18 protein-coding genes and 1 pseudogene are annotated in these 15,521 nt (G+C 71.8%); 8 read left to right on the top strand and 11 right to left on the bottom strand.

Features of this window, described 5'->3' with window-relative positions; genetic code table 11:
• Nucleotides 1-37: 37 nt before the first annotated feature.
• Complete coding sequence (locus ACFYQ6_RS07700) at nt 38-994, bottom strand: SCO0930 family lipoprotein (protein ID WP_361572633.1); 957 nt, start codon at nt 992-994, stop codon at nt 38-40.
• Nucleotides 995-1,199: 205 nt separating this feature from the next.
• Here ACFYQ6_RS07700 and ACFYQ6_RS07695 point away from each other — a divergent pair, with 205 nt between their 5' ends.
• From ACFYQ6_RS07695 to ACFYQ6_RS07685, 3 genes are all read left to right on the top strand, one after another.
• Nucleotides 1,200-1,706 (top strand): hypothetical protein, encoded by a 507-nt coding sequence (locus ACFYQ6_RS07695; RefSeq protein ID WP_388762268.1) that lies wholly within the window; start codon nt 1,200-1,202, stop codon nt 1,704-1,706.
• Between the two features lie 16 nt (nt 1,707-1,722).
• Complete coding sequence (locus tag ACFYQ6_RS07690) at nt 1,723-2,490, top strand: hypothetical protein (protein WP_361572637.1); 768 nt, start codon at nt 1,723-1,725, stop codon at nt 2,488-2,490.
• Between the two features lie 189 nt (nt 2,491-2,679).
• Nucleotides 2,680-3,228 (top strand): hypothetical protein, encoded by a 549-nt coding sequence (locus ACFYQ6_RS07685; RefSeq protein WP_361572639.1) that lies wholly within the window; start codon nt 2,680-2,682, stop codon nt 3,226-3,228.
• Nucleotides 3,229-3,324: 96 nt separating this feature from the next.
• Here the strand turns inward: ACFYQ6_RS07685 and ACFYQ6_RS07680 are convergent.
• Nucleotides 3,325-3,504: pseudogene (locus ACFYQ6_RS07680) on the bottom strand (hypothetical protein); the annotation flags it as partial.
• A gap of 858 nt (nt 3,505-4,362) precedes the next feature.
• Here ACFYQ6_RS07680 and ACFYQ6_RS07675 point away from each other — a divergent pair.
• The gene (locus ACFYQ6_RS07675; RefSeq protein ID WP_356742723.1) at nt 4,363-5,025 is read left to right on the top strand and encodes a class F sortase; all 663 of its coding nucleotides are present in this window, start codon (nt 4,363-4,365) and stop codon (nt 5,023-5,025) included.
• A 24-nt stretch (nt 5,026-5,049) separates the two neighbouring features.
• Here the strand turns inward: ACFYQ6_RS07675 and ACFYQ6_RS07670 are convergent, their stop codons facing one another.
• Nucleotides 5,050-5,895 (bottom strand): polysaccharide deacetylase family protein, encoded by an 846-nt coding sequence (locus tag ACFYQ6_RS07670; RefSeq protein ID WP_388761450.1) that lies wholly within the window; start codon nt 5,893-5,895, stop codon nt 5,050-5,052.
• 164 nt (nt 5,896-6,059) lie between these two features.
• Here ACFYQ6_RS07670 and ACFYQ6_RS07665 point away from each other — a divergent pair, with 164 nt between their 5' ends.
• Entirely contained in the window at nt 6,060-6,521 is a 462-nt protein-coding gene (locus ACFYQ6_RS07665) for a universal stress protein (protein WP_361572645.1), read from the top strand.
• A 108-nt stretch (nt 6,522-6,629) separates the two neighbouring features.
• Here ACFYQ6_RS07665 and ACFYQ6_RS07660 read toward each other — a convergent pair whose 3' ends face one another.
• Nucleotides 6,630-7,835 carry a CapA family protein gene (locus ACFYQ6_RS07660; RefSeq protein ID WP_361572647.1) on the bottom strand — a complete coding sequence of 402 codons (1,206 nt, stop codon included), beginning with the start codon at nt 7,833-7,835 and terminating at the stop codon, nt 6,630-6,632.
• Between the two features lie 256 nt (nt 7,836-8,091).
• Between ACFYQ6_RS07660 and ACFYQ6_RS07655 the strand changes: the two genes are divergently transcribed.
• Entirely contained in the window at nt 8,092-8,661 is a 570-nt protein-coding gene (locus ACFYQ6_RS07655; protein WP_388761446.1) for a sigma-70 family RNA polymerase sigma factor, read from the top strand.
• Here the strand turns inward: ACFYQ6_RS07655 and ACFYQ6_RS07650 are convergent.
• Nucleotides 8,595-8,792, bottom strand: coding sequence for a zf-HC2 domain-containing protein (locus ACFYQ6_RS07650; RefSeq protein ID WP_361572651.1), 198 nt, complete (start codon nt 8,790-8,792; stop codon nt 8,595-8,597). The genes ACFYQ6_RS07655 and ACFYQ6_RS07650 overlap by 67 nt on opposite strands.
• A 112-nt stretch (nt 8,793-8,904) precedes the next feature.
• On the opposite strand from ACFYQ6_RS07650, the gene ACFYQ6_RS07645 reads away from it, so the two are divergent.
• The gene (locus ACFYQ6_RS07645) at nt 8,905-9,414 is read left to right on the top strand and encodes a hypothetical protein (protein WP_361572653.1); all 510 of its coding nucleotides are present in this window, start codon (nt 8,905-8,907) and stop codon (nt 9,412-9,414) included.
• 77 nt (nt 9,415-9,491) lie between these two features.
• On the opposite strand, the gene ACFYQ6_RS07640 is transcribed toward ACFYQ6_RS07645, so the two are convergent.
• From ACFYQ6_RS07640 to ACFYQ6_RS07625, 4 genes are all read right to left on the bottom strand, one after another.
• Nucleotides 9,492-10,718, bottom strand: a complete 1,227-nt coding sequence (locus tag ACFYQ6_RS07640) for a histidine kinase (protein ID WP_361572655.1) — start codon at nt 10,716-10,718, stop codon at nt 9,492-9,494.
• Nucleotides 10,715-12,205, bottom strand: a complete 1,491-nt coding sequence (locus tag ACFYQ6_RS07635; RefSeq protein WP_361572657.1) for a cation acetate symporter — start codon at nt 12,203-12,205, stop codon at nt 10,715-10,717. Before ACFYQ6_RS07635 ends, ACFYQ6_RS07640 begins: the two co-directional genes overlap by 4 nt.
• On the bottom strand, nt 12,202-12,564 hold the full coding sequence (locus ACFYQ6_RS07630; RefSeq protein ID WP_356742739.1) for a hypothetical protein: 363 nt from the start codon (nt 12,562-12,564) through the stop codon (nt 12,202-12,204). Before ACFYQ6_RS07630 ends, ACFYQ6_RS07635 begins: the two co-directional genes overlap by 4 nt.
• A 62-nt stretch (nt 12,565-12,626) precedes the next feature.
• Complete coding sequence (locus ACFYQ6_RS07625) at nt 12,627-13,379, bottom strand: LytTR family DNA-binding domain-containing protein (RefSeq protein WP_361572659.1); 753 nt, start codon at nt 13,377-13,379, stop codon at nt 12,627-12,629.
• Nucleotides 13,380-13,516: 137 nt separating this feature from the next.
• On the opposite strand from ACFYQ6_RS07625, the gene ACFYQ6_RS07620 reads away from it, so the two are divergent.
• Nucleotides 13,517-13,729, top strand: a complete 213-nt coding sequence (locus ACFYQ6_RS07620; RefSeq protein WP_388761439.1) for a zf-HC2 domain-containing protein — start codon at nt 13,517-13,519, stop codon at nt 13,727-13,729.
• Between the two features lie 9 nt (nt 13,730-13,738).
• On the opposite strand, the gene ACFYQ6_RS07615 is transcribed toward ACFYQ6_RS07620, so the two are convergent.
• On the bottom strand, nt 13,739-14,599 hold the full coding sequence (locus ACFYQ6_RS07615; protein ID WP_388761437.1) for an Fpg/Nei family DNA glycosylase: 861 nt from the start codon (nt 14,597-14,599) through the stop codon (nt 13,739-13,741).
• Nucleotides 14,600-14,626: 27 nt separating this feature from the next.
• Complete coding sequence (locus ACFYQ6_RS07610; RefSeq protein ID WP_361572663.1) at nt 14,627-15,520, bottom strand: amidohydrolase family protein; 894 nt, start codon at nt 15,518-15,520, stop codon at nt 14,627-14,629.
• Between the last annotated feature and the right edge of the window lies 1 nt (nt 15,521).

Here is a 15,521-nt window from a genome sequence, read left to right as displayed (position 1 = left end):
ATTCAGCGACGGACCGGTACCACGGGGTCTTCCCTTCCTACTTGGGCACTCCGGCGAGCTTCGCCTGGGGGGTGACGGCGTACCATGTCCCCCCGACACCTTGGCCGTTGGTGTCCCCCGGCTTGGCGTCACCCGAGAAGGTGTAGAGGGGCCAGCAGTCGAGCGACTGCTGATCGATACCGTCGGGCCGGTTGAACGTGACGAATCCCTTCGTGGTGACTCCCTCGACATCATTCTTCGCCACGGGGCTGACCACAGGCCACTTTTTGAGACAGTCGCCCGTGCACGCGGACTTCATCGGCCAGGCCGAGTCCTTCTTGAAGCGGTAAACCGTCATGCCGCGCTTGTCGACGACGATGTCCCCGAGTTCCGGATCCTTACGGACCGAAAGTCCGGCGGCGTCGGCCTGCCCGCCACCGGTGGGAGCGTCCGCACCCGGTGCCGCTTTCTTTCCGTCCGGAGCCGCGGCGAACCACGTCCCCCCGACCCCCTGCCCGTTGGCGTCCCCGGGCTCGGTGTCCGCGGCATAGCGGTAGACCGGCCAGCCGCCGACCGTCAGCTGTTCGGTGCCGTCGTCCCGTGCGACCTTCCCGATCAGTGAGGCGTCGGTGCCCGCCGCGGCCGTGGCGTTGCGCGCGGGCACCACGGGCCAGGTCTTCGCACAGTCGCCCTCGCAATTCGAGGCCGGCGGGTCCGCGGTGTCCTTGTCGAAGCGGTAGAGCGTGAAGCCCTCACCGTCGGTCAGCACCTTGCCCAGCTCCTTGCTGTCCCACACCGCGAGCTGTCCGGCCTCCTTCGGGGCGGCGCTCGCACCGGTGCTCGCCCCGTACCCTCCGTCCGAGCCGTATCCGCTCTCGGCCTGCTGCTGCGCCGGCAGGGCGTTGCCCACGGCCTGACCGCCGGTGGAGGTGCCCTTCTCCTGACCGCACGCCGTCGTCAGTGCCACCAGGGCCAGCGCCGTCACCACGAGCGAGGCGTTCCGCCAGGTATTCATGTCGACTCCTGTTGTCCTGCTGCCGTTCGTGACGCGGGCCCACGTCTCTGTCGGCCCTAGGTACGGGCGACGGGTACCGGGACGTTCAACGGGGTGAAAAGAAGTTTCGCCGGGCGCAAACGTGAATCACCGAATGTCCCCACCATCAGGGGAATCGGCGCATACGTCCGCGTGTGCGGCCGCCGAGGGGAACATGCTCCCCGGCGTGTACGGATCACGCATATGGCGGACGACGGCCGCCACCCTGCTCCTGTTGCTCACCGTCCCGTTGCCCGCCGCGGCCGGTGACGACTGCGCTGTCGCCTCCATCGGTCAGGGCGACGGCGGCTCGTCCATCGCCGTGGCGGGCGAGGGGCGGTGCGGGGCGGTCATCGCCGAGCCCGAACCCCCGCCCGAGCCACCCCCGCCGCCACCGCCACCCACTCCGCCACCGCCACCCCCGCCTCCGCCACCGGCACCGGCACCGGCGCCTCCGCCGCCTCCACCGCCCGCCCCCGAGCCGCCCCGGCCGGAACCCGCGCCGGAACCGTCGCCGACGCGGACCAGCGCGCGCCCCACCCCGCCCGCCCCGTCGCCCGTGGCGCTCCCGTCCTACCGGAAGCCGCCCCGCAAGACGCCCAGGAGCGGACCGTCACTGGTCTCGCTCACTCTTCTGATCACCGCGCCCGCCGTCTTCGCCGTGGCCGTGCTGCGGCCCCGCTCCTCCCGCTGACCGACGAAGGGAACTCATGTCCGAATGGCTTGTACTCACGATCGCGATGGCGTCGGCCTGCGCCGTCGTCCTGACGATCGCGGTCCTCAGCAACCGCCGCATCGCCGAGGACGACGACCCGTCCGAGACCCCCGACGTCATCGAGTACATGACGATGATGATCGGCGTGGTGTACGCGATCGTGCTCGGCCTGGCCATCGCCGGCGTCTGGGAGGCGCGCGGCGCCGCCCAGGAATCCGTACGCCTGGAGGCCCAGGCACTGCACGAGGTGAGCGCACGGTCGGCCGTCTACCCGGCCGAGGTCCGCGACCGCATCCGCGCCGACGTCGACGCGTACGTGGCTCATGTGGTGGGCGACGAGTGGAGGTGGATGACGGATCACGGGAGCCTCACCGAGGAGGGCACGAGACTCCTGGACCGTGTACGCGCCGACGTCACGGAGTACGTACCACGCACGGACCACGAAGGGCAGGCGTACCAGCCGCTGGTGGACCAGGTGGCCGCGGTCGACGACGCACGGGGGGCGCGGGGACAGAACGCGGGCGCGACCATGCCGGGGGTGGTCTGGTTCGGCCTGATCACGGGGGCGGTGGTCACGGTAGGGCTGATCTTCACGCTGCAGATCCGCAGAACCTTCCGCGAACTGCTGCTGGCCGGCCTCTTCAGCGTGCTGATCGCCTTCCTGCTCTTCCTCATCTGGGACTTCGACGCGCCGTTCGGCCGCGGCATCTCGGCGACCACTGCCCCGTTCGTCGATCTCTTCCCGCACGCCGCGAAGGGTTAGGGCCGGCACCGGAACCGCCCGCCTCGTCCCCCGGCCGGTGAGCCGGGCGGGGGACAAGGTAGCCCCATTGGCCTGACCCCGATCGCGGGTGATATGTAGCACTTCTAGCGTTTCGGGCATCGAGGGGCATTTCTCATCGCTCGCGGAAATCCGTTCCGCGGCTGCCCCTCGGGACCCGGAGGATTCACCATGCGCGCGATACGTGTCGCACCCGCCGCCCTGCTGGGCGCCGCCGCCTGCCTACTGACTGCTTCCACCGCATCGGCTCTTGCGCCCACCGGCGGCACGTCCACCTCGTTCACGCCGACCATCACTCCGTCGACGGTCGCGCCGGGAGGCCAGGTGACCCTCGGCGCCGTGGGGTGCACCAGTGACGCGACCGCGTTCTCGGGCGTGTTCGACACCACCACCATCCCGAGGGGCCGTTCGGCCACGGCCACCGTCGACTGGGACGCCCGCCGGGGCGCGGTCTACGAGGTGACCTTCCGCTGCGGCACCACCACCCGGTCGGCGAATCTGACCATCACGAGTGCTGCCACCAGTTCCCCCTCGGCCTCCCCGACCACCGCCCCCACGACCAGTTCCACGGCCTCCCCCAGCGGGGTGCTGGGCGGTCTCGGCGGCAGCGTCGACACGATGGACCCCGCGGAGATCGCGGCCGGCTCCGCGCTCGTGGCGGCCGCCGCGGCCGGCTCGGTCTACTTCCTGCGCAAACGGCGTACCAGCCGTCAGCACTGAGAGCCGGCCGCCCCCTGCCGGCACGGCAGTCGCCCCGGGTCCTGATCCAGGACTCGGGGCGACGGGCGTATCGGGCCGGACGGGAAGTTCGACGCGTCAGATCGCCGCATTGCTCATCCGGCGACGGACGACGAATACGGCACCGCCGACCGCGGCGGCTGCGACGAGGCCGCCACCGACCTGCATCTCGACGGAGCTGGGGCCCATCGAGCCACCGAGGCCACCCTGAGCGCCCCGGGAGTGAAGCACGGTGAAGCGTGCCGTCGCGACCCGGTCCCCGTTCCCTCCGTCACCACCCTGGCCACCGCCACCGTTGCCGCCCTGGCCGCCGTTACCGCCCTGACCGCCGCCGCCGTTGCCTCCCTGACCGCCGTTACCACCCTGACCGCCGTTGCCGCCCTGGTTGCCCTGGTTGCCCTGGCCGCGGTCGCCGCCGTTGCCACCCTGGCCGCCGTCACCTCCGTTGCCGCCACCGAAGTTGTTGCCGCTGTCGTTGCAGCGCACGGACAGGCTGTACTGACCGGGCGTCGCGTCGTCCCTGATGTGCGCCGTCGCGTAGCCGACCCGGCCCGGCGAGAGGTTCACCGTCGGGAAGGCGTTCGACCACACCTTGCCGCCGGAACGGCCGCAGCCCTCCGCGCTGACCTGCATCGTGGCGCCCTGGTGGACCGCGGAAGGGTTGACGGTGACATTGGTCGGTACGTTGGTCGGGTTGCTGCCCGGGCCGCCGCCTGCGGCTGCCAGCGGTGCGGCGAGCCCGACGGCCGCGAACGCGGTCGCGGTCACCGCGAGAGTGCGTGAAGCACGCATCGTTGAACCTCCAGCGGGAAGCGCCCCGGAGTCCTGTCCTCCGGAATCATTCGACGAGAACGCGTCCCATGACGAACCCTCACCAGACCCGCCACTCGTCGCACTTCGGCACTGCTCCACCCTGGTGAGCCGACACGCCGTACGACGAGGCATGTATCTGACGGATCCGCAGGTCACGGACCGTCAGAACTTTTATCCGCTCATTACTCCGAAATGAAGTCGCGGTCGTCGGTGCCCGGTCGGCGGCCACCCGTTCGCTCCTCCCTGATCGCCGCCGCGCGGGCGCGCGCCTAGCGTGTGCGATGTCGCGACGAAGGGAGAACCATGGGCCGGGACCAGTGGGGCGCGGAGCGGAGAAGGCACACACCGTGGGGCGCCATCGCTCTGGTGATGCTCACCGGGCTCGCTCTGATGCGGAACGGCGTGGAGACGTCCCCCGGACCGCCGCAGCCCGCAGCCGCGGCCTCGGTCGCGGGCCCCCGGGACTCGGCGGTGTCCGCGCCGGCCGACAGCGAGCCGGTGCAGCCGCTCGCCTACGCCCCCGCCTCCCGCGTGCAGATCCCGTCGATCCAGGTCGACGCGCCCATCGTCGATGTGAACCTGGATCCGGCCGGGTGGATCGAGGCGCCCCCCGCCCAGGACCCGAATCTCGCCGGCTGGTACCAGAACGGCATCGCTCCCGGACAGCGCGGCACCGCGGTGGTGGTCGGCCACGTGGACAACCTGTCGGGTCCGGCGGTCTTCTACGGGCTGGGATCCCTGACGAAGGGCCAGCAGATCGAGGTGTCCCGGTTCGACGGCCGGACCGCCGTGTTCGAGATCTACGGCGTCGAGGTCTTCTCCAAGAACGACTTCCCCGGCCCCCTGGTGTACGGCGACACCGGCCACGCCGAACTGCGGGTCATCACCTGCGGCGGGGGCTACACGAAGGCCGGCGGATACGACGGGAACGTCGTGGTCTTCGCCCGGCTGGTCGAGACCCGCTGAACCGTGCGGGAGCCCGGACCGCCGTCAGCTGCGGTGCGGGACGGTCGGGCGGTAACCCCTCTCGATGAGCGCGGGCAGATACCGGCGCAGCGCTGCCACGCTCTGGGACCGGTCACCGCCCGCGTCGTGCGACAGCACCACGACACCGGGCGCCGCACCCTTCTTCACCCGGCGGACGATGGTGTCGGTACCCGGCGTGGTCCAGTCCAGGGTGTCGACGGTCCAGGCCATCGGCTCCATCCCCATCGCGGCGCCGATCTCGAAGGAGTTGCGGTTCCAGGCGCCGTAAGGAGCCCTGTACCAGAGCGGCGGGGCGCCCAGCGTCTTCTCGATCACCTCACTGGTGCTGCCCAGTTCGTCGCGGATCCCGGCCCGGGAGAGCTTGGGGATCAGCGGATGCGACCAGGAGTGGTTGCCGACCACGTGCCCGTCGTCCGCCATCTCGCGGAGCAGGTCGGCGTTGTCCGCCGCCATCCCGCCGCAGACGAAGAACATCGCGCGGACGTCGTACGTCCGCAGCGTGGCCAGGATGCCGGGGGTGTACCGCGGGTCGGGGCCGTCGTCGAAGCTGAGCACCATCGCGTCGCGGCCCAGCTCCGGCAGCTCCTCGAAGGGGCGGGTACGGACCGGCGGCGTGGCGGGCCGGAAGCGGGGCGGGGCGGTCGACGTCATCGGGCGCAGCCGGTAGGTGCCGGGGCCCGCCTGGGCTCTCGCCGGGGGCCCCGAGGCCGGCGCCGGTGGCTCGCCGCCGGGCCGCACCGGCGTGCCGGCCGGGTCCGCGGCGACCAGGTGCACCGTGGTGGCGGCCCCCAAGGCCAGGGCGAGACGCAGCAGGCTACGGCGGTCCGAAGAAATCTGATCATGCTTCATGACCAACTGCTCGCACAAACTTCCGTCCGCGTCGGCTCTCGACACCTGGGATGCGCCGATTTGCACCCGATGGAACGAGTCTCAGGGGTGGCCCGCGTGGCCGGGGCCCGGTGGCGGGGAGGCTGCCGGGGTCGCGCCGGACGGGAACGGCTACTCTCGGGGCCGTGACTGACCAGCAACGCCACCGGTTCGAGCGCGGCACCGACGGCCCCAAGGTGATCGTCGCGGGCATCGACGGCTCGGAGTCCTCGATGCGGGCCGCGGCGTACGCCGCAGGGCTCGCCCGCCGGCAGGGGGCGATGCTCGCACTCGTCTACGTCCAGCCCGTGATGTCGGCCGGCGTCGCCCTGGGAGCCCCGGTCGCCGACACGACCGGGGAGGTCGCCGAGGGGCTGGTCAGCGAGATCCGGGAGGCGACCGAGCGGCTCAAGGACATATGGAACGTCCGCTGGGAGTTCCACACCTTCCACGGTGATCCGTACAACGGGCTCGTGACGGCCGCCGACGAGCTGAAGGCGGATGCCGTGGTGGTGGGGGCGTCGGAGTCGGCCGGGCACCGCTTCATCGGCTCGGTGGCGGTGCGCCTCGTCAAGGCGGGGCGCTGGCCCGTCACCGTGGTCCCGTAGGCCGGGGCGCCGGCCCGTCACCCTGGTCCTGTAGGCCGGGGCTCCGGCCCGTCACCGGGGCCCCGTGGTCAGGGCGCGCCGTTGTCCGTCACCTGCCGCAGTTGTCCGTCACCTGCCGGACACCAGGCCGTCCTGGGCGGCACCGCGGCTGAGCACGACCCCGCTGATGCGGTCCCGGATCTCGCTCAGCCGGGCGTCACCGCCGGAGGCCGCTGAGCCGAGGCCGACGACGCGCCCCGCTTCCGCGTCGAACCACTGCGGGAGGAACTCGGCCTTCTTCACCGTCCAGCGCTGCCCGGGTCTCGCGGGCGGCGCGAAGGTGAAGCGGCCCATCGAACTCTCGCCCGCGCGCGGGTCGTGGACCCCGTCGTGGTTGACCATGGATCCGGCGATCTGGTTGCCCATGCCGTAGACGATCCAGGTGCCGCCGACCTTCTCGTACGCCTGGGGAACGTGGGCGTGCGTTCCGATGATCAAGTCGATGTCGGGGCGTTCGCCCGTGCCGGACGCGGTGAGCTCCCGGCCGAGCCCGAGCTGCACCTCGTCGGGGGCGTCCTGCCATTCGGTGCCCCAGTGCAGGGAGACGACGACCACGTCGGCACCTGCCTTGCGGGCGGCCCTTGCGTCCGCGACGATCCGGTCCTTGTCGATCAGATTGACCGCCCAGGGCTGCCCGGCGGGCAGTGGCAGGTCGTTCGTGCCGTAGGTGTAGGCGAGGTGGGCGACCTTGGCCGCGTCCTTGCCCTTGCCCGCCCTGAGCAGGGTGGGCCGCGACGCCTCCTCGGCGGAACGGGCGGACCCTGCGTGCGCGACGCCTGCCCGGTCCAGTGCGTCGAGCGTCCGCCCGATGCCCTGTGCGCCGTCGTCCAGGGTGTGGTTGGAGGCCGTGGAGCAGGAGTCGAAGCCGGTGGCGCGCAGGGCTGTCGCGACCTCGGGAGGCGACTTGAAGGTCGGGTACCCCGTGTACGGGCCGCCCTGCTGCCCGTACACCGTCTCCATGTGGCAGATGGCCAGGTCCGCGCCGGACACCGCCGGTGCCGCGCCCTTGAGCATCGGGCGGAAGTCGTAACCCCTGCCGCCCGCGTCCGCCGCCGCGCGGTCGATGATCGTCGAGTGCGGCAGGATGTCACCCGACGCCAGCAGGGTGAAGGTGCGCCCGTCGTGGGCCGCCGCTCCCGCCCCGTTCGCTCCCCGCTCCGCGGAGAGGTGCCTCCCGGCGAACCCGGGCGTGGACTCCTGTCCGGTGCAGGCGGTTGCGGTGGCGAGCAGCCCGGCGACGGCGATCGCCGTGCCCTGTCGGATGCGCTTCGTCATCGGCACGACTCCCAGGTCGAATGATTTCGGCCATCCGAATACACATATATTCATACTGGTGAGTCAAGGACAAAGGCCATCAAGTACCTGAATCGGCCGTATCGGTGCCGGCTGACCGTTCACCGCACCACTCGCCGCTCCGTGCGACCGCTCGGCGCACATCTCGGTGCACCGCCTGTTCCCCCGGGCCCCGATGCGTTCGTATACGCCAGGCGGAGCGAGGCGTCAGGGGCCTCTTCGGGAAAGGACGTTCACGATGACCACCACGACGACCGATGAGCGGGCCCTCGCGGAGCTCCAGCGGGAACACGGACCCGCGCTGTTCCACTTCCTGCTGGGCCTGACGTTCGGCGACCGGCAGCGCGCGGAGGACCTTCTGCAGGAGACGCTGGTACGCGCCTGGCTGCACCCGGAGGCGTTCGACGCGCCGTACGAGTCGATGCGGCCCTGGCTCTTCACCGTCGCCCGGCGACTCGCCATCGACGCCCGCAGGTCCCGCCAGGCGCGTCCGGCGGAGGTCAGCGACATGGTCCTGGAGAGCTCCCCGGCGCAGGAGGACACCGCGGACTCGGCGGTCCACGCCCTCGACGTGCGCGAGGCCGTCAGGACGCTCAGCCCCGAGCACCGGGCGGTGCTCGTGCAGATCTACTTCCGCGGGCTCAGTGTCGGCGAGACCGCGCAGGTGCTCGGCATACCCCCGGGTACCGTCAAGTCCCGTTCCTACTACGCACTGCGGCTGCTCTCACGCAGCCTTCCCGGCTATTCCAGCAGGTCTTCCACGCTGAGCAGCGCCAGCAGGGAGACCGTGTCCGCGACCTCCACGTAGGCCGCGGCGCAGGTCTCGCACCGCTGGAGGTGCCCGGCGACGAGAACGCTCTCGTCGGCGGCCAGGGCGTCCAGGACGTAGGCGCCCAGCAGCTGCCGCACATGCGCGTCGCCCCCGCGCTCGACACTCATCGCACCTCGAATCTCCCGACGGATCCTGCTCTTCTGGCCACGCGGGGCGCGTGCCCCCGGTTCAATGCTGCGTGGAGCCCGGTGCCGAGTCGAACGAAAGAGGCGAGACGGGATGCGTCCCGAAGATCAAGACGGAACCGGCGGGGGCGGCCTGCTGGTCCCGATGGCCTGGATGTACTCCGAGTACATCGCCGACGAGGTGCTGGCGACCGGCGACCTGATGGAGCCGACGACCCTGGAGTACCGCGCGGGGCGTGACGCGCTCGCGCTGACGATCTTCCTGTCCGACGGGGCGGTGGCCGAGGAGCTGCCGGCCGCCCGGATGGACGAGTTGCGGCTGCTCACGGCGTACGGGGCCGCGTGGAGGCGGTGGGTCTGCGCACGGCTGGACGCGCTGGAGCGGGCGACCGTCCCGGCGGGGCAGGACGATCCCGACCTCGTACTGGCCCGGGCGGCCTGGCGGTGGCTGGAGGAGACCGAGCTGCTGGCGGCGGATCTCGACGCGATCGGCCCGCAGCCGTGGGAGCCGGTGGGCGACGCGGAGGAGGGCGAGGCACAGGTGTGGACACCCGCGTGGCAGCTGGGACTGCCGCTCGGGCATCTGGCGGTCCACCTCTACTGATCCGGCCGGCAGCACAGAGCCTGCCGCGCCGAACCGGCAGGGCAGGCAGGCCCCGAGCGGCGGTAACCGGCCGCGCGTCACGAACCGTGCACGCCCGCGCGGTACTTGGGCAGTCGCACGGTGATCTTCATGCCCGCTCCGAGGCCCGTCTCGATGACCAGCCCGTAGTCGTCGCCGTACACCTGGCGCAGCCGCTCGTCCACATTGAGCAGGCCGATGCCCGTCGAGGCGCCGCCCTCACCGCGCAGGACCTGCCGCAGGCGCTCGGGGTCCATCCCCGTCCCGTCGTCCTCGATGACCACCTCGGCCTCGGCGCCCGCGTCGAGGGCGCTGATCGTGATGCGGATCGGGGCGTCCTCCGGGCGTTCGCCGCCGAGTGGCCTGGGCAGCATGACGGCACCCTCCAGACCGTGCTTGACGGCGTTCTCGACCAGGGGCTGGAGGCAGAGGAACGGCAGGGCCACGGGCAGCACCTCCGGGGCCACCTGGAGCCTCACGGAGAGCCGCTCCCCGAAACGGGCCCGCACCAGGGCCAGGTACTGGTCGATGGAGTGCAGCTCGTCGGCGAGGGTGGTGAACTCGCCGTGCCGGCGGAACGAGTAGCGGATGAAGTCGGCGAACTCCAGCAGCAGTTCCCGTGCGCGCTCGGGGTCCGTCCGGACGAACGACGCGATGGCGGCCAGGGAGTTGAAGATGAAGTGCGGGGAGATCTGGGCCCGCAGGGCCTTGATCTCGGCCTCGATCAGCTGCGTCCGGGAGCGGTCGAGCTCCGCGAGTTCGAGCTGTACGCAGACCCAGCGGGCCACCTCCCCCGCTGCCCTCGCCAGCACCGCCGATTCGCGGGGCGCGTAGGCGACGAGCGTCCCGAGCACCCGGTGGTCGACCGTCAGCGGTACGGCCACGGCCCAGCGCAGCGGACAGTCGAGGTCGCCGCAGTCGCTGTGGAAGGCGGTGTCCCTCCCGCTGGCCAGGAGCCCCTGGACATGGTGCATCACGTCCTTGCCGTGGTGCTCCCCCTCGCCGTCCCAGACCAGCACCCGGTCGCGGTCGGTGAGGCACAGGGCGTCGGTGCCGAGCAGCGAGCGCAGGCCGCGTGCCGCTCTGCGCGCGCTCTCCTCGGTGAGTCCGGCGCGCAGCGGGGGCGCGGCGAGCGAGGCCGTGTGCAGGGTCTCGAACGTGGCGTGCTCGACGGGCGTGCCGACATCGCTGGTGCGCACGGGGCGGGCGGTACGCCCCAGGAGGAAGCCCGTGCCGAACAGCAGCAGGGCGAGTACGGCGATGGCGGCGAGCCCGGCCCCGGTCATCGTCCCCGCCCCGAGGTCAGCGCTTCCGGCAGATGGAAGCGGGTCATGGCCGCGTTGGTGCCCTGCGGGATCCGTCCCGGTGTGGCCAGGGAGACGAGGATCATCGCGAGGAAGCCGACGGGCACGGACCAGACGGCGGGCCAGGCCAGCAAGGCGTGCGGCCAGCCCGGCGGGCGCACCGCGCCGCTGACGGTGATGGCGACGGAGAGCAGTGCGGAGCCGCCCCCGAGCAGCAGCCCGGCGATCGCGCCCGGGGGTGTGAGCCGCCGCCACCAAATGCCGAGGACGAGCAGGGGGCAGAAGGACGACGCGGACACGGCGAAGGCCATCCCCACCGCGTCGGCCACCGGCACCCGGCTGACCACCAGCGAGCCGGCCAGCGGCACCGCCATGGCGAGGAGCGTGGCCAGCCGGAAGTGGCGCACGCCTCGCGAGGGCAGGACGTCCTGGGTGATCACCCCGGCGACGGCCATGGTGAGCCCGGACGCCGTCGAGAGGAACGCCGCGAACGCGCCGCCCGCCAGCAGCGCGCCCAGCAGGTCGCCGCCGAGGCCGCCGATCACCCGGGCCGGCAGCAGCAGTACGGCGGCGTCGGCCTCGCCGCCGTGGATGAGCTCGGGTGCGTACAGCCGGCCGAGGGCCCCGTACACCGGGGGCAGGAGGTAGAACAGGCCGATCAGGGCGAGGACGGCCACCGTGGTCCGGCGGGCGTCGCGGCCGTTGGGGCTGGTGTAGAAGCGGACCACGACGTGCGGCAGGCCCATCGTCCCGAGGAAGGTCGCCACGATGAGTCCGTACGTCGCGTAGAGCGGATGGTCGGCGCGGAACACGGAGACCTGCTCGTCGAAGCTGACGCGCGGGCTGCCGTCCCCCTGCCAGGCCAGCACCAGGAAGATCGCCGGCACCAGCAGCGCGGTGAGTTTCAGCCAGTACTGGAAGACCTGCACGAAGGTGATCGAGCGCATGCCGCCCGCAGCGACGGCCACCACCACGACGGAGGCGACGAGCACGTCACCGAGCCAGCCCGGCGCACCGGTGAGGATCTTGAGCGTGAGGCCGGCCCCCTGGAGCTGCGGCACGAGGTACACCCAGCCGGCCCCGACGACGAACACACTGACCAGACGGCGCACCTGACGTGATTCGAGGCGACCTTCGGCGAAGTCCGGAAGGGTGTACGCCCCCGAGCGGCGCAGCGGGGCCGCCACGAAGACCAGCAGCACCAGATAACCGGCGGTGTAGCCGACCGGGTACCAGAGCATGTCGGGGCCGTGCACCAGGACGAGCCCCGCGATGCCGAGGAAGGACGCCGCGGAGAGGTACTCGCCGCTGATCGCCGCGGCGTTGAGTCGCGGCCGTACGGTGCGGGAGGCGACGTAGAAATCGGAGGTGGTACGGGATATCCGCAGGCCGAACCCTCCGACGAGCACGGTGGCGAGGACGACGAGGGCGACCGCCGCCACCGCTGCCGGGTGGCCGGAGAGGCTCACGGTGCGGGACGGCCTTCCACGAGCCGGGCGAAGTCACGTTCGTTCCGCTCCGCACGGCGCACGTACCACCAGGCGGCGAGCGTGAGCGGCGGGTAGGTGGCGAAGCCGAGCACGGACCAGACGACGGCGTCGCTGTGCAGGGCCTCGAAGACGAGCGGCAGGGTTCCGGCGACGAGTGCGAGCACGGCGAAGGTCGTGAGCCCGGCGCGGAGCTGGCTGCGCATCAGTGAGCGCACATAGGCGCCGCCGAGCGCGGTCTGCTCGTCGATCTCCGACTGGGCGCGGTAGCGGGGCAGCGGACGTACGCGCCGGGGCTCGCCCATGACCACTTCGCGCCGGGGCGTGCTCTCTGCGGACATGGGGCCGGAGTTTAGGCGGCGCGGGGGGCGGCTGGGAAGGGGTTGCCGACGGTAGGGCCAGGTCAGCGGCCGGTCTGCCTCATCAGGAGATCGCGCAGGGCCCGCGTGTGGCGACGGCTGACGGCCAGCTCGGCCTCTCCGATGCGGACGCTCATGCTGCCGGCGTCGAGCCGGAGTTCGTCGATCCGGTTGAGCGCGACGAGATGGCGGCGGTGGATGCGTACGAACCCCCGGGAGCGCCAGCGCTCCTCCAGGGTGGTCAGCGGTATCCGGACGAGATGGCTGCCGGTCGCCGTGTGCAGCCGGGCGTAGTCGCCCTGCGCTTCGGCGTAGGCGATGTCCTCGACGGGCACGAAGCGGATCACGCCGCCCAGCTCGACGGCGATCTGGTCGGCGGCGGCGTCGGTGACGGACGCGGAGCGTTCGCCGACCTGCTCCGCGACGCGGCGTACGGCTTCCGCGAGGCGCTCGCGGCGGACCGGCTTGAGGACGTAGTCGACGGCCTTCAGGTCGAAGGCGTGGACGGCGAAGCCCTCGTGGGCGGTGACGAAGACGATGAGCGGGGGTGCGGCGAAGCCGGCCAGGAGCTGGGCGACGTCGAGTCCGGTCAGGCCCGCCATGTGGATGTCCAGGAACACGACGTCGATCGCGGAGGGGTCGTCGGGCCCGGCGTCGACGGCACCGCCTATGCGGCGCAGTGCCTCGGTGGCTCCCGTGGCCCCCTCGGCGCTGCGGATACGGGGATCGGCGCGCAGCAGGTAGAGGAGTTCCTCCAGGGCGGGTTCTTCGTCGTCGACGGCGAGTACGCGCAGCATGAGGCCGGAGTTTAACCCCGCCCCTCCGGTTGGGCCGATGGGCATCGTTCGGAGGCCACTCGGCTCCATCCTGGTCCGCGATGCCGCGCTCGCCGCCCCGGGTGAGCACTCGACGGCTCCCTCACGTATCTCAGGACATGCTCGCCACCGAACCGCACCGCGACGCCGGAGCCTACGCGCTCGGGGTGCTCGGGGCCGCCGACACCTCTCGTTTCGAGCTGCATCTCGTGGAGTGCTCCGCGTGCGTGGTCCAGGTGCGCGAGTTCGGCGGGGTGGTGCGGCATCTGTCGGCGTACGCGCGCGAGCTGCGGCCCGGGTCGCCTCCGCCGTCGGTGCGACGACGGAGGTGACCCGCGCCGCTACTTCAGCAGGCGGGAGAGCCGGCGGTCGGCCAGCGGCTTGCCTCCCGTCTGGCAGGTGGGGCAGTACTGGAGCGAGGAATCGCTGAACGACACCTCCAGGACCGTTTCCCCGCACACGGGACAGGGCTGCCCGGTGCGGCCGTGGACGCGCATGCTGGTCTTCTTCTCGGCCTTGAGCTGGCCGGCGGCGACGCCCCGGGAACGTTCGACCGCGTCCTTGAGCGTGGTGCGCATCGCGTTGTAGAGATGGGTGATGTCGTCGTCGCCGAGGCTGGTGGTCAGCTTGAACGGGGACATCTTCGCGACGTGCAGGATCTCGTCGCTGTAGGCGTTACCGATGCCCGCGATCAGCGACTGGTCGCGCAGCGCTCCCTTGACCTGCCGTCGTACTCCGCCGAGCAGCGTCGCGAAGGCGTCCCGGTCGAAGGAATCGGCGAGCGGATCGGGCCCGAGGCGGGCCACCCCGGGCACGTCCGCGGGGTCGTGCACCAGGTGCACGGCGAGGCGCTTGGTGGTGCCCATCTCGGTCAGGTCGAAGCCGTCGCCGCCGGTGAGGACCGTACGCAGGGCGAGCGGTCCTTTGCCCGGCCGTGGCGGGGTCGCTGGAAAGCTGTCCTTCCACTGCAACCAGCCGGCCCTCGCGAGGTGGATGAGGAGGTGGAGTTCCCCGGCCGTGATGTCGAGGAACTTCCCGTGCCTGCCCACGGCGGAGACGGCGCTTCCCGCCAGGTCCGTGAGCGGCGGGTCGTACGTCTTCAGGACGCTGATGGCGAGCGGGAGGACCTGGGCGATCTCCTTGCCGACCAGGTGGTCGTCGAGGAAGTCCCGCAGGGCTTCGACTTCCGGCAGTTCGGGCATGCCTCCAGCCTGCCGCACCGGCTCCGCTCATGCCTGCGGGGCGCACCCCGGCCGGAGGGACGGAGGCCGCAGTCCGTAGACCCGCTGCGCGGTGCCGGCGAAGACGGACCGCTGCTCGTCCTCCCCGAGCCGGCCGGTCAGCTCACGTGCGACGTCCAGGACCTCTGCGTACCCGGCCGCGAGCCGGCACACCGGCCAGTCGGAGCCGAACATCAGCCGGCCGGCGCCGAAGGCCTCGATCACGGTGTCCGCGTACGGGCGCAGGGCCTCGACCGTCCAGGAGCGTGGGTCGGCCTCCGTGACCAGACCCGAGAGCTTGCACACGGTGTTGGGCAGCGCGGCGAGGGCCCGCAGCCCGTCGGCCCAGGGCCGGGTGGTCCCGAGCGCCACCGGCGGCTTTCCCGCGTGATCGAGTACGAAGGTGAGCCCCGGCAGCAGTTCGGCGGCACGGGTGGCCGCGGGCAGTTGGTGCGGCCGGACGATCAGGTCGTAGACGAGGCCGGCGGCGGCGACGGCACGGAGCCCGCGCAGCACGTCCGGACGCAGGAGCCACTCCGGATCGGTTTCGCCCTGGACCTGATGACGGATGCCGACGAGCCGGTCGCCGCCGGGCAGGGAACGGAGCGCGGCGAGGGTGCCCGCGACGTCCGGTGCCGTGAGGTCGGTCCAGCCGACGACTCCGGCGACGAGGTCGCTGCCGTGGGCCAGTGCGAGGAATTCGGGCGTCTCCTCGGCGACGGTGACGGTCTGGACCAGGACGGTGGCGCCGACCCCCGCCGTGCGGGCCTCGGGTGCGAGGTCGTCGAGGGTGAAGGTGCGGCGGATGGGGGCGAGTTCCTCGCCGGTGATCCAGTCCTGGTCGCGTACGTCGAGGTCCCACACATGGTGGTGGGCGTCGATGACGAGCGGCTGCGGATGCATG

It is taken from the genome of Streptomyces sp. NPDC005494, from assembly GCF_042872025.1.
Taxonomy (GTDB): Bacteria; Actinomycetota; Actinomycetes; order Streptomycetales; family Streptomycetaceae; genus Streptomyces.
This window is presented reverse-complemented; position numbering and strand designations above follow the sequence as displayed.

Bases quoted from the DNA above. Each gene is read 5' to 3' on its own strand.
- ACFYQ6_RS07700 (WP_361572633.1), bottom strand. From the start codon at position 994: ATGAATACCTGGCGGAACGCCTCGCTCGTGGTGACGGCGCTGGCCCTG.
- ACFYQ6_RS07690 (WP_361572637.1), top strand. From the start codon at position 1,723: ATGTCCGAATGGCTTGTACTCACGATCGCGATGGCGTCGGCCTGCGCC.
- ACFYQ6_RS07685 (WP_361572639.1), top strand. From the start codon at position 2,680: ATGCGCGCGATACGTGTCGCACCCGCCGCCCTGCTGGGCGCCGCCGCC.
- ACFYQ6_RS07675 (WP_356742723.1), top strand. From the start codon at position 4,363: ATGGGCCGGGACCAGTGGGGCGCGGAGCGGAGAAGGCACACACCGTGG.
- ACFYQ6_RS07670 (WP_388761450.1), bottom strand. From the start codon at position 5,895: ATGAAGCATGATCAGATTTCTTCGGACCGCCGTAGCCTGCTGCGTCTC.
- ACFYQ6_RS07660 (WP_361572647.1), bottom strand. From the start codon at position 7,835: ATGACGAAGCGCATCCGACAGGGCACGGCGATCGCCGTCGCCGGGCTG.
- ACFYQ6_RS07655 (WP_388761446.1), top strand. From the start codon at position 8,092: ATGACCACCACGACGACCGATGAGCGGGCCCTCGCGGAGCTCCAGCGG.
- ACFYQ6_RS07650 (WP_361572651.1), bottom strand. From the start codon at position 8,792: ATGAGTGTCGAGCGCGGGGGCGACGCGCATGTGCGGCAGCTGCTGGGC.
- ACFYQ6_RS07645 (WP_361572653.1), top strand. From the start codon at position 8,905: ATGCGTCCCGAAGATCAAGACGGAACCGGCGGGGGCGGCCTGCTGGTC.
- ACFYQ6_RS07640 (WP_361572655.1), bottom strand. From the start codon at position 10,718: ATGACCGGGGCCGGGCTCGCCGCCATCGCCGTACTCGCCCTGCTGCTG.
- ACFYQ6_RS07630 (WP_356742739.1), bottom strand. From the start codon at position 12,564: ATGTCCGCAGAGAGCACGCCCCGGCGCGAAGTGGTCATGGGCGAGCCC.
- ACFYQ6_RS07625 (WP_361572659.1), bottom strand. From the start codon at position 13,379: ATGCTGCGCGTACTCGCCGTCGACGACGAAGAACCCGCCCTGGAGGAA.
- ACFYQ6_RS07620 (WP_388761439.1), top strand. From the start codon at position 13,517: ATGCTCGCCACCGAACCGCACCGCGACGCCGGAGCCTACGCGCTCGGG.
- ACFYQ6_RS07615 (WP_388761437.1), bottom strand. From the start codon at position 14,599: ATGCCCGAACTGCCGGAAGTCGAAGCCCTGCGGGACTTCCTCGACGAC.
- ACFYQ6_RS07610 (WP_361572663.1), bottom strand. From the start codon at position 15,520: ATGCATCCGCAGCCGCTCGTCATCGACGCCCACCACCATGTGTGGGAC.